General features: G+C 49.1%; 12 protein-coding genes. All 12 read right to left on the bottom strand.

Annotated features, from left to right (window positions below; translation table 11 throughout):
• Nucleotides 1-5 precede the first annotated feature (5 nt).
• The 12 genes from rnhB to frr all read right to left on the bottom strand — a co-directional run bounded on the left by rnhB (nucleotide 6) and on the right by frr (nucleotide 12,291).
• Complete coding sequence (rnhB, locus tag CFF01_RS06210) at nucleotides 6-632, bottom strand: ribonuclease HII (RefSeq protein WP_088904219.1); 627 nt, start codon at nucleotides 630-632, stop codon at nucleotides 6-8.
• Complete coding sequence (gene lpxB, locus CFF01_RS06205; RefSeq protein WP_088904218.1) at nucleotides 633-1,781, bottom strand: lipid-A-disaccharide synthase; 1,149 nt, start codon at nucleotides 1,779-1,781, stop codon at nucleotides 633-635.
• A 247-nt stretch (nucleotides 1,782-2,028) separates the two neighbouring features.
• Complete coding sequence (gene lpxA / locus CFF01_RS06200; RefSeq protein WP_088904217.1) at nucleotides 2,029-2,796, bottom strand: acyl-ACP--UDP-N-acetylglucosamine O-acyltransferase; 768 nt, start codon at nucleotides 2,794-2,796, stop codon at nucleotides 2,029-2,031.
• Complete coding sequence (gene fabZ, locus CFF01_RS06195; RefSeq protein WP_033537565.1) at nucleotides 2,793-3,254, bottom strand: 3-hydroxyacyl-ACP dehydratase FabZ; 462 nt, start codon at nucleotides 3,252-3,254, stop codon at nucleotides 2,793-2,795. Before fabZ ends, lpxA begins: the two co-directional genes overlap by 4 nt.
• A gap of 30 nt (nucleotides 3,255-3,284) precedes the next feature.
• Nucleotides 3,285-4,310 carry a UDP-3-O-(3-hydroxymyristoyl)glucosamine N-acyltransferase gene (gene lpxD, locus CFF01_RS06190; RefSeq protein ID WP_088904216.1) on the bottom strand — a complete coding sequence of 342 codons (1,026 nt, stop codon included), beginning with the start codon at nucleotides 4,308-4,310 and terminating at the stop codon, nucleotides 3,285-3,287.
• A gap of 6 nt (nucleotides 4,311-4,316) precedes the next feature.
• Nucleotides 4,317-4,811, bottom strand: a complete 495-nt coding sequence (locus tag CFF01_RS06185; protein ID WP_088905893.1) for an OmpH family outer membrane protein — start codon at nucleotides 4,809-4,811, stop codon at nucleotides 4,317-4,319.
• Between the two features lie 69 nt (nucleotides 4,812-4,880).
• Nucleotides 4,881-7,364: an outer membrane protein assembly factor BamA gene (bamA, locus tag CFF01_RS06180; protein ID WP_033537563.1), complete on the bottom strand. Its 2,484-nt coding sequence runs from the start codon at nucleotides 7,362-7,364 to the stop codon at nucleotides 4,881-4,883.
• Nucleotides 7,365-7,395: 31 nt separating this feature from the next.
• Complete coding sequence (gene rseP / locus CFF01_RS06175) at nucleotides 7,396-8,757, bottom strand: sigma E protease regulator RseP (RefSeq protein ID WP_088904215.1); 1,362 nt, start codon at nucleotides 8,755-8,757, stop codon at nucleotides 7,396-7,398.
• Nucleotides 8,758-8,792: 35 nt separating this feature from the next.
• On the bottom strand, nucleotides 8,793-9,980 hold the full coding sequence (ispC, locus tag CFF01_RS06170) for a 1-deoxy-D-xylulose-5-phosphate reductoisomerase (protein ID WP_088904214.1): 1,188 nt from the start codon (nucleotides 9,978-9,980) through the stop codon (nucleotides 8,793-8,795).
• 2 nt (nucleotides 9,981-9,982) lie between these two features.
• Nucleotides 9,983-10,840, bottom strand: a complete 858-nt coding sequence (locus tag CFF01_RS06165; RefSeq protein ID WP_088904213.1) for a phosphatidate cytidylyltransferase — start codon at nucleotides 10,838-10,840, stop codon at nucleotides 9,983-9,985.
• A 20-nt stretch (nucleotides 10,841-10,860) separates the two neighbouring features.
• A complete protein-coding gene (locus tag CFF01_RS06160) occupies nucleotides 10,861-11,652 on the bottom strand; it encodes an isoprenyl transferase (RefSeq protein WP_033537559.1) in 792 nt (263 codons plus the stop codon).
• 81 nt (nucleotides 11,653-11,733) lie between these two features.
• Nucleotides 11,734-12,291, bottom strand: coding sequence for a ribosome recycling factor (gene frr, locus CFF01_RS06155; RefSeq protein WP_033537558.1), 558 nt, complete (start codon nucleotides 12,289-12,291; stop codon nucleotides 11,734-11,736).
• Between the last annotated feature and the right edge of the window lie 29 nt (nucleotides 12,292-12,320).

Genomic DNA, 12,320 nt, shown 5'->3' with positions numbered 1-12,320 from the left:
GCCATTTAACAAGCGTCTAAACGCTCCTTGACGGGGCGGAAACTCTTACGGTGTTCGGGCAATACCCCATGGGCCTCAAGCGCCTCGAAATGAGCCTTGGTGGGATAACCCTTATGCTGAGCAAAGCCATACTCTGGATAGCGTTTATCCAGGACTTCCATCTCTCGGTCACGCACGACTTTAGCGACGATCGAGGCGGCGCTGATGGCCGGGATTAAGCCGTCACCCTTGATCACTGCGTGTCCCTCAAGGCTCGCATCTTCAAATGCTGGCACACGGTTACCGTCGATCAGCACCCTATCGGGCCTGGCACGTAAGCCTGCCACGGCGCGCTGCATCGCCAACATGGTGGCGTGTAATATGTTGAGTTCATCGATTTCCTGTGGTGAGCAGCGCCCGACACTGACATCCAGCGCATTGGCCAAGATCGCCTCATAGAGGGCATCGCGCTTCTTCTCAGACAGCTTTTTTGAGTCGTTAAGCCCGGCTATCGGTTTATTGGGGTCCAGCACCACGGCGGCCGTCACCACATCACCGACTAAGGGACCACGGCCCACCTCATCGACGCCGGCATAAAATCCGCAGCACAGCTCGTCGATCTGCGCCTGGGTAATATCTTTATATATAGCCATCTATTTTGCCTCAACGAGTGTAACAACCGCCTGAGCGGCCCGTTGGCTGGCATCACATCTGAGTTGATGATGCAGCGCGGTAAAGGTATCTATCAGCGGCTGATGATCGCCATCAAGCTGCTTGGCAACAGCATCGGCTATCTTATCGGCAGTGCAATCAGCCTGAATCAGTTCAGGAATGATCTCTTTGCCAGCCAACAAGTTGGGCAGCGAATAATGCTCGATCTGCATCATTCCTTTGGCGATACGGTAGGTTATTGGCGATACGCGGTAGGCCACCACCATGGGGCGTTTGACTAACATGGCCTCCAATGTCGCCGTGCCCGAGGCCAGCAAAATTGCATCAGCAGCCGCCATCACTGTGCGTGATTGGCCTTCCACCAAATGAATGTCGAGATCCGGTGCGTGGGCCTTAAGGGCCTGCTCAAACTGAGCGCGGCGCTTGGCATTTACCAGCGGAGTCACAAACTTAAGGTCAGGATACTTTTGCCTTAATTTTACCGCCGCCTGCACAAAAGGTTCGGCCAGCTGCTTAAGTTCACCGCCACGCGAGCCAGGTAAAATCGCGAGATACTCGGCATGAGCATCTAACCCCAGCACTTCTCGGGCAGCGAGCTTATCACTTTGTAGCGGAATATCGTCAGCCAGAGTGTGGCCAACAAAGGTACAGGGCACATTATGTTCATCGTAGAAGGCTTTCTCGAACGGCAGCAGAGACAACACCATGTTGGTCGCCTTGGCTATCTTGAAGATCCGCTTAGGACGCCAGGCCCAAACAGAAGGGCTGACATAATGAACCGTCTTGATTCCCTGAGCCTTGAGTTTCAACTCCAAACCGATATTAAAGTCAGGCGCATCGATTCCAATAAAGCAGTCAGGCTTTAAGCTGGTGATCTCTTCAATGAGGGTTTTTCTTACCTTAAGCAGGCGCGGCAGGCGTGACAACACCTCAACCAGCCCCATTACTGCAAGCTCTTCGAAAGAAAACAGGGACTCAAACCCTAAAGCGTCCATTTGCGGGCCACCAATGCCAACAAAACGTGCATCCGGGTATTGCTGTTTCAGCGCCTTAATCAGGCCTGCACCGAGAATATCGCCTGATAGCTCCCCCGCCACCATGGCAAAGACTTTTTGATTGCTCTGATTCATCTTCTGTTACTTGCTTATACCAATCGTAATAAATAATGGATCATTCTTGCTTGTTAAAATGCTCGATAACGGCATTAGTATTTTTAATTGTAGAATAACTACTTATCTAAAAATCCTGCTTTGTTCTCAAGCGTTTTTCCTGCGCTATTTCTGATCACTAACTTACTGTCATTGCTATTACTGAAAATAAAAAAAGCCCGTGAACACGAGCTTTTCTTCGATAACTAATACCGATTAACGCGACCGATTAACGAATAATGCCTCGGTTCGAGTTGACCACAAAGTCCATCAGTAACTGAACCTGCTCATCCTGGGCATCTTCTCCCAGAGCGGCAACCGCTTCTTCAACCGTCAAGCCCTTACGATACAAGGTCTTGTATGCACGGCGCACGGCCAGTTGGCTCTCTTTAGAAAAACCACGGCGCTTGAGGCCTTCACTGTTCAGGCCACGAGGGATAGCAGGTTGACCCGATGCCATCACGAAAGGCGGCACATCTTGCAGGACGAGTGAGCAACCAGCAGTAAAGGCATGGGCACCGATATGTACAAACTGATGCACACCTGTCATGCCACCCAAAATCGCCCAATCACCCACGTGTACGTGGCCGGCGATTGAGGCATTATTGGCCATAATCACATTATTACCCACCACACAGTCGTGAGCGATATGCACATAGGCCATAAATAGGTTGTTGGAGCCGATACGGGTCTCGCTGTTATCCTGCACAGTACCACGGTGAATGGTAACAGACTCACGGATCACATTGTTGTCGCCGATAATGAGTCGGGTCGGTTCGCCAGCATATTTCTTATCCTGACAATCCTCTCCCACTGAGGCGAACTGAAAAATTCGGTTACCCTTACCGATAACCGTTGGGCCTTTAACCACCACATGGGAACTCAGATGACAATCGTCACCGATCTCTACATCTGGGCCAATGTAGGTCCAAGGGCCGATGGTAACATTGTTACCGATTTTGGCATCTGGGTGTACAAATGCTAACTTATCAATCACTTGGCTATCTCTCTGCGGGCACACATGATCTCTGCTGAACAAACTAGTTCACCATCGACCTTAGCTTCACCTGTGAATACGCCAATCCCGCGGCGCTCTTTGATCATTTTAACTTCGAAATGAAGTTGGTCACCTGGCTCGACCACACGCTTAAAACGAGCGTTGTCGATACCGGCGAAATAGTACAAGGTATCGTTAGAAGGCACGTCGCTCATGGTTTTAAACGCTAACAGACCGGTTGCTTGGGCCATAGCTTCAAGGATCAAGACACCTGGCATAACGGGCGCTACAGGGAAATGGCCTTGGAAAAACGGCTCATTGATGGTGACATTTTTGATCGCATGCAGTGTTTCACCTGGCGTAAAGTCCAGGACTCTATCGATCAATAAAAACGGATACCTGTGAGGTAAAAACTTCAGGATCTCTTTGATATCCATTGTATTTAATTGATTTGACACTCAATAACTTCCTTAGCTGCCCTCAGGCAGTTAATCATCTGATTTAACGTTTTTTTCAAGCTTGTTCACGCGCTGGAACAACTCATCAAGTTGCCTGAATCTGACGGTATTACGTCGCCACAACTTGTTCTCCATCGCAATAGTAGCAGAAGAGTATACACCAGGCTCTCGAATAACACTCGTCACATTGGTGCCACCTGAGATGTGGGTACCGTCAGCAATCGAAAGATGCCCGGCCACTGCACTGCAGCCGCCTATGATACAGTATTTACCTATGGTACAACTACCTGCAAAGGTAGAACTACCGGCCAATGCCGTGTTTTCACCAATAATCACGTTATGGGCTATCTGCACCTGATTATCGATAATCACACCATCGTGGATCTCTGTATGATCCAGCGCGCCGCGGTCAATACTGGTAGAAGACCCGATTTCCACGCGATTGCCGATACGTACCCCACCGGTCTGCGGGATCTTAACCCACTGACCACGCTCATTGGCATAACCAAAACCATCTGAGCCGATCACTGTGCCCGAATGAACAATACAATCCGTGCCCAAATGTACGTCATGGTATAGGGTCACATTGGCCCAGAGGATAGTATTAGAACCAATGATCACATCCTGGCCGATGACACAGCCTGGACCTATCTGAACATTCTCACCCAAGATAACATTGGCACCAATGACTGCATTGGCACCAATGGCCACGCCTTCACCCAGTTGAGCACTGGGATCGACCACGGCGGTAGCGTGAATCGCCTCGGCCGCCTTTGGGGTGGTATCGAGCAGCTGCGCAACACGAGCAAAACCCACATAGGGGTCATTTAAGATGACGGCGTTGCCATCAAATTGCTCGGCCATCTTTGGTGATAGCAATACCGCCGATGCACTTGTGCCAGCTAGCTGACTCTGGTATTTCGCATTTGCCAGGAAGGAGATCTCTCCTTCCTGAGCCTTTTCCAGCGTGGCGACACGATGAACTACCAAAGTGTCGTCACCCTTTACCTCAGCATTAAGATGGGTCGCTATCTCTCTTAATGTATAACTTGTCATCGAGTATTAGCCTTTGCTCAGGACTTCAACAACCTTGTTGCTGATATCTGATTCAGGCTTAACATAGATCACAGCGCCACGCTGAAGTACTACGTCATACTTTTCTTTCTCGGCAATCTCGCTGATCGCCTTTTGTACTTTAACCAGCAACTTGTTCTGCTCTTCACCGTTACGACGACGCATATCTTCATCAAGGGCCTTACCCTTTAGCTGTAGCTCAGCCTTGAGAGATTCCATTTGACGCAACATGTCAGTTTTTTGTGTTTCACTCATCAGCGCTGCATCGCGTTGTTGCTTTTCAAGCATGCCACGAAGCTCTTCTTGCATCTTCTGAACACCAGCAACACGATCGCCAAACTCAGTCTTCAGTGTTTTGCTCACTTCTTCGCGCTGTGGTAGCTGCTCAAAAACCGCCTGCATATCGACTACGGCAATTTTTTCAGCTTGTGCCGCCAGAGGAGCACCTAAAAGAACCAAAACCATCATTGCGCGATTAAACATCTTATTCAAAATAAACTCCTTATTATCAGCAAAACTTGCCGATGATTTATAAATTAAATTAGTTCTACTTTAGAAAGTTTTACCAATGTTGAACGAGAAGATCTCTGTATCGTCATCTTCATATTTTTTGATTGGCCATGCAAGGCTAAATACCATAGGTCCCATAGGCGACAACCACTGGACGCTCATCCCTGCCGATGCACGAATACGCCCTGGATCGGAATAGTCCTCTAATTTGTCAAATTGCTCCACAGGTAGGAAGCGATAAGCGTCATAGTTGAACTCAGTATCCCAAACGTTACCCGCATCAATAAAGAAGCTGGTACGTACCGAGTTGGTGTACGCCTCATCCAAGAAAGGTGTTGGTACAATCATCTCGAGGCTTGCCGTCGCGATGGCGTTACCACCAATAGAGCGACCGTCACTTACCGTGACACGGTTTGGATCCCCAGGCAAGGTACAAGTATCACCCGCTGGATCTGGCGAACAAGGCTCGCTGCCACGATAGAGATAGAATGAACGCGGACCCACTGAGTTAGACTTAAAGCCACGCAGTGAGCTCGAACCACCCGAGTAGTAGTTTTCCCAGAAAGGTAGGATCTGATCGTTATCATTATACTGACCATAACCGTTACCGTAACCCAGACGCGCCTTAGTTAAGAGCACGAAGCTGTGGCTGCGGTTGATTGGCCAGTAAAAACTGGTATCAAAATCGGCCTTAAAGTACTGCAGATCTGAACCTGGAATCGTCATCTTTCCGCTCAGACGCTGTGATGAGCCATCGGTTGGGAAAGTACCACGGTTTAGCGTGCTGCGGTACCAACCTGCGGTTAGCTCAAAGTTATCGAACGACAGATCAGCATTTGGATCGTTAGCATCACGGTAGATGTTGTAGAAACGCAGCGCCTGCTCGTAGGCAGAGATCTCCGAAATACTGTTGTGACGATAACCGATACCACCGTTGAGACGGTTGTATTCATTGATCGGGAAACCTGAGTTAAGCGCCACACCATAAGAGCTGTTCTTATAGCGCTCAAGGTTCGCTTCCTGCGCATCAAACTCGTTCCAGTAGATGCTACCACCTAAACTCACACCGTCTTTGGTAAAGTACGGGTCGGTATAGTTAATATTGACGTTCTTAGAATACTTGTTGGTATTGAGGTTAATCCCGGCCTGGTTACCCGTACCTAAGAAGTTACTCTGTTGTACACCAAACTGTAGGCTTAAGCCTGATTCGGTACCATAACCCACACCCGCGTTAAACGAGCCTGATGGCTGCTCTTTCACGGTAAAATCAACATCCACAAGATCGTCCGTGCCAGGCACTTGTACGGTTTGTGTATCAACGGTCTCAAAATAACCTAGACGGTTAAGACGGGCTTTGGACTGCTCGACCTGCGCCGAGTTCAACCAAGCGCCTTCCATCTGACGCAGCTCACGACGCATCACTTCATCTTTGGTCACTTGGTTACCAGTGAAGTTAATGCTACGCACGTAGACGCGCTTACCCGGCTTGATATTAACGTTGAGGGCCACTTCTTTGGTCTCATCGTCAATCTCTGGATAGGTTTTCACCTCAGGGTAGGCATAGCCGAAACGGCCCAGATATTTGCCATACATCTCTTCGGTAAACGTAACGTCTGCGCCGTTATAGGTGTCACCTGCTTTAATTGGCAAAATCGCCTGCATCACCTCTTCACGGCCCATGAGATCACCAGTCAGGTTAACTTCCTTAACCTTATACTGCTCACCTTCATTGACGTTAATCGTGATATAGAGGCCTTTACGATCCGGCGTCATAGCAACCTGAGTTGAGGTCACATCGAAACGGATATAACCCCGGTTGTGGTAGAAGGTCTTGATGGTTTCAAGGTCAGCCTGGAGCTTCTGCTTCTGATAGCGACGCTCACCAAAGAGATCCCACCACGCCACAAAGTCTTTCAGCTCTAGCATACCGATCAGCTCAGCATCGCTAAATATTGTATTGCCGACCACGTTGATCTGGCGAATCTCAGCCGCCAAACCTTCGGTAAACTTAAACTTCAATTCGACACGGTTACGTGGCAAGTTGATCACCTGGGCTTCAACCTTGGCGCCATACTTACCCACACCATAGTAGAAATCCTGCAGGCTCTTCTCAATACCACTGAGCATGGTACGATCCAGCGACTCACCCGTCTTAACGCCACTGCCGTCGAGACTCTCTTGAAGCTGCTCGTCCTTAATATCTTTGTTGCCTTCAAAGGTAACAATGCTGATAGTGGGTCTTTCTTTGACCGTCACCACCAATACGCTACCGTCGCGACTGACTTCGATATGCTCAAAGTTAGTCGAAGAATACAGACTCTTGATCGCCTGCTGCAGGCGCATCTCATCCACTGTATCACCGACTTTGATCGGAATATTGAGCAAAGCTGCACCCAGCGCAACGCGTTGCAGTCCCTTAACCTGAATGTCGGTCACTTCAAAAGGCTGGAATGTGTCGGCCCAACCCTTCCCTGATAAAGACGCACCGACTAATAACATCGAGGCAAAAATTTTATTCAATCTCATAGAGCACTTCTAATTATGTGTGTGTCCTTGCTCAGAGTCGGGAAAAATCATTGAAAAGGGCGATACTCATCAACATTAGCAGCAAGGCTGCCCCAAATCTGAATCCAATTTCCTGCACCTTTTCCGGTACAGGCCTGCCTGTGATCACTTCGATGAAGTAATATAACAGATGCCCGCCATCAAGCACGGGTAAAGGCAATAAATTAATAATGCCTAAGTTCACGCTGATTAATGCCAGGAATCCCAAAAAGTAAACTAAACCATAGTTAGCGCTATTCCCTGCTCCTTGCGCAATGGAGATAGGTCCACTCAAATTCTTCACCGATACATCACCGGTAAATAATTTGCCAATCATCTTAATGCTGACCGATACAAGTTGCCACGTTTTATCTGCGGCCACCCATAGGGATTCACCTACGCCATATTCGAGTTGCAAACGCATCTCTTCAGGCCAAGGAGCTTGAGTGGGCGCAACCCCTATCACGCCTTCCACCTTGCCACCTTCTATGGTTCTGGCTTTAGGGGTCACATTCAATCGTAACTGCTCGCCATCGCGTCTGACGGTAACCGTCAACGGCTTATCGGCAGAGGCTTTTATCTTGGCAACAAACTGATCCCAGTCACCGTAGCGCTCGCCATCCACCGCCACTAAGGTGTCACCCACTCGAATGCCGGCATCGTAGGCGGCACCATCTTCAGCGACAAGGCCTAACTTAGGTGTGATAGCGGGCCTAAAAACATTGAGCCCTAAAGAGGTGATGGGAGACTCTGTCTCTGGATTAAATTTCCAGTTGCGAGTATCAAGCTTATAGGTGCGCTCCTCGCCCATTACGCCAGACAGCGGCGCCAGAGTCACATCGATAGCGTCATCGCCGATATGACCTACTAAGGCATAGGTCACCTCTTCCCAGTTACGCACGCTGCGATCGCCAACGGCAATCACTTGCAAAGGTTTGTTTACCTGAATAACCGCCGCGGGCGAGTCAATTTGAGTCGACTCAATGACGGGCTTAATCGAGGGAACACCGATGAGATACATGATATAGAGTGCAAAAATGGCAAACACAAAGTTGGCCATAGGACCTGCACCCACTATGGCGATGCGTTGCCACACAGACTTACGGTTAAACGCCTGCTCTTTCAATTCATCTGGCACAGTATCGACCCGCTCATCGAGCATCTTGACGTAACCGCCAAGGGGGATCATGGCCACGACATATTCGGTACCATCGGCGCCCACTTTGCGCCAAATAGCCTTACCGAAGCCGATAGAAAAACGCTCGACCTTCACGCCACATCGTCTGGCCACCCAGAAATGGCCATATTCATGGGCTGTGATAAGCATTCCTAAGGCAATAATAAATGAGCCTAAGTTCCACAAAAAGTCTAGCATTCCTCTCCTTATCTCTGCTTATAGCCAGGCCGTTATTACAGCCTGTTCAGGTATTCGTTCGCCACTCGGCGGGCCTGGGTATCCAGTGCCAATATATCTTCTATGCTGTCTAAACTCTGCTGCGCCAATTGAGTCAGGCAATACTCGTTTACCCGCGCAATATCGGTGAAGCGTATCTGGCCAGCTAAAAAAGCCGCTACCGACATCTCATTGGCCGCATTCAGTACAGTGGTGGCTTCCTGTCCCTGCTCACAGGCATCTATGGCTAACTTCAAGCAGGGGAAACGCGTAAAATCGGGTTCAAGAAAGCTTAACTGTCCGACTTTGAAAAAATCTAAAGGTTCAACACCGGCCAAAATTCTTTCTGGATAGGCCATGCAATGAGCAATAGGGGTGCGCATATCCGGGTTACCCATCTGGGCCAGCACACTACCATCTTTATATTGCACCATTGAGTGAATCACGCTTTGCGGATGCACCACAACCTTTAATTGTGCTTTGGTGGCATTAAACAACCAGCGCGCCTCGATATACTCAAGCCCCTTGTTCATCATGCTGGCGGAATCGACCGAAATCTTACGCCCCATAGACCAGTTAGGGTGTTTGCACGCCTGATCGGGCGTCATCTGGCTAAGGGTATTAAGATCCGAGGTGAGAAAAGGTCCACCAGATCCCGTCAGCAAAATATGAGAAATACCCGCCGAGGTGAGATCGCACACACCAACAGATTGCTGCACAATTTCTGGCAGACACTGGAAAATGGCGTTGTGCTCGCTATCGACTGGCAACACGGTTGCCCCAGAAGCTTGCATGGCATCGATAAACAATCGCCCAGACATCACCAGTGATTCTTTGTTAGCCAGCAGTACCCTTTTCCCCGCCTTAACTGCCGCTAGCGTAGAAGGTAGACCTGCTGCGCCGACAATTGCTGCCATCACGGTATCAACCTCTGGCAAAGCCACTATGCTTGCCAGTTCATCTTCGCCCGATGAAACAGTTATCGCCATATGCGGCGGTAAACGACGCTGCAATTCGGCAGCGGCTTGAGGGTCGACCATATGGGCTATCGATGGATTGTGTTTAAGACACAACTCCAGCATCTTGTCGACACTGCGGTGCGCCACTAGGGTATGCACCGAATAGTCTTCAGGATTTTGCTCGATAACACTCAGGGTACTGGCACCGATAGAACCTGTGGCGCCAAGAATCACCATATTCTGCATGGTTACATCCAAAATGCGATATAAATAAGGGTAAATATAGGCAGCGCCGCGGTCAGACTATCAATACGATCCAGCACACCACCATGACCCGGTAATATGGTCCCCGAGTCCTTGATGTCGGCCACACGCTTAAACATGCTTTCAGACAGATCGCCAAGGGCCGAGACCAATGCCACAAACAAGGTTACCCCTATGACTAAGGCTAATTCTTGCTCGGGTGAGACCATCATGATGCCGGCAACCACAATCATAGTAGTGACCAATCCACCAATCAGCCCTTCAAGGGTTTTTGCTGGGCTAACATTCGGCATCAGCTTATGTTTACCGAGCGCCTTACCGGCAAAGTAAGCACCAGAGTCTGCGGCCCATACGGTGAGCATCACCAAAAAGACCAAGGCGCCGCCATAATAGGGCATACTCGCCGAACTCAGGGCTTTTAGCGCAATCAGCGCGGTAAAACAGGGAACTAAGGTCAATTGGCCAAACATGGATTTTAGCATGTGGCTCTTGGCCCACAGGGCGGAACTCTTAGGATAGGTGAGTACCAATATCAGTGAGATAGCCCACCACATGGCGCCAATCAAAGTGATCGCCAGGTAGACGGGATGCATTTGACCTTTAAACCAGACTTCTTGTGCTGGCACCAGAAGGTTGAGTGCCACCAACAAAATACCTATGGTTAGCGTAAAACTCCATTGTGTCACATTACAGCGCTTGTCGATAATGCGCCCCCACTCCTTTGCAGCAATCAGAAACACCGCAACCAGGGCCCATGAAAAATACTCCACAGGGAAAAAGAAAATGGCCCCCATCACCAATGGGATTAACCATGCTGCTGTTATTATTCTAAGTTTTAGCAAAACTTTCCCTCTATTCTTATTTACTCAGCCTGTAAAGTCTCAACTTGAGAACCCGTTAATCCAAAACGGCGCTGTCGGGTAGCAAATACGGCTACCGCATCTTTAAAGGCTTGCTCGTCAAAATCTGGCCATAATACATCAGTGAAGACTAACTCCGCATAAGCCGCCTGCCATAACACGAAGTTGCTGATACGAAAATCTCCACCGGTTCGAATCATTAAATCAACTTCCGGCTGATTTTGCATGCTTAAATGCTGACTTAGCGCCTCTTCGGTGAACTGACTGCTGCTCATTTCACCAGATTCCACCTTTTGGGCTAAGGTTTGCGCCGCCTGCATGATATCCCAGCGGCCACCGTAGTTGGCAGCGACATTAAGGATCAGGCCATCGTTATTCGCTGTCTTCTCCATCGCCGAGGCGATCTGCTTCTGTAATCGGGCAGAAAAACGACTGGTATCCCCTATGATGTTTAACCGTACACCGTTTTTATCCAGCAGTTTGATTTCCCGCTGCAACACGGTAAAAAACAGCTCCATCAAGAGGCTGACTTCTTTCTCGGGTCTGCGCCAGTTCTCACTGGAAAACGCAAACAGGGTTAACGAACCTATCCCCATCTCTCGCGCCATACTTACGGCACGACGAACAGTCTTCACACCAGCCTTATGGCCGACAACGCGAGGCTTACCCTGCGCCTGTGCCCAGCGTCCATTACCATCCATGATGATAGCCACGTGCTTGGGAATCGACTGTTTAACTAACTCTGTGAGTGCTTCATTAGATAACTCAGAGCCAGATTGAGATTCGATTGACATCTATTACAACCCTTAAAAATAGCAAACGCCGTGTAGTATACCCCTACACGGCGTGCGAACTCTAGTAACGAAACAGGGAGATTAGACTTCCATCAACTCTGCTTCTTTTGCCGCCAAGATCTCATCGATCTGCTTGATGTGCGCATCGGTAAACTTCTGAATTTCATCTTCAGTGCGACGTACATCATCTTCAGTACACTCTTTCTCTTTCTCTAGCGCTTTCACGTCAGAGTTAGCGTCACGGCGTACGTTACGTACCGCGATACGACCGTTTTCGGCCTCAGCGCGAACCACTTTGATCAGGTCTTTACGACGCTCTTCAGTCAATGCTGGCAGTGGAATACGGATAGTCGTACCGGCAGACATAGGGTTTAGGCCCAGATCTGAACTCATGATGGCCTTTTCTACCGCTGCGATCATTGTGGTATCAAAAACGGTAATCGCCAAAGTACGAGAATCTTCAATAGAAACGTTGCCTACCTGCTTAAGCGGTGTCAGCGAGCCATAGTAAGGCACCTTGATTGAATCAAGCAGACTTGGATGAGCACGACCAGTACGTACTTTAGCCATTTGATTCTTAGTCGCTTCAACACATTTCGCCATACGGCTCTTGGCATCTTGTTTGATTTCGTTAATCACGTTTAATATCCTTTAATTCGTTCGTATCA

The organism is Shewanella marisflavi (genome assembly GCF_002215585.1).
Classification (GTDB): Bacteria; Pseudomonadota; Gammaproteobacteria; order Enterobacterales; family Shewanellaceae; genus Shewanella; species Shewanella marisflavi.
Note: the sequence above shows the minus strand (reverse complement) of the source record. Positions and strands in the feature narration are given on the sequence as shown.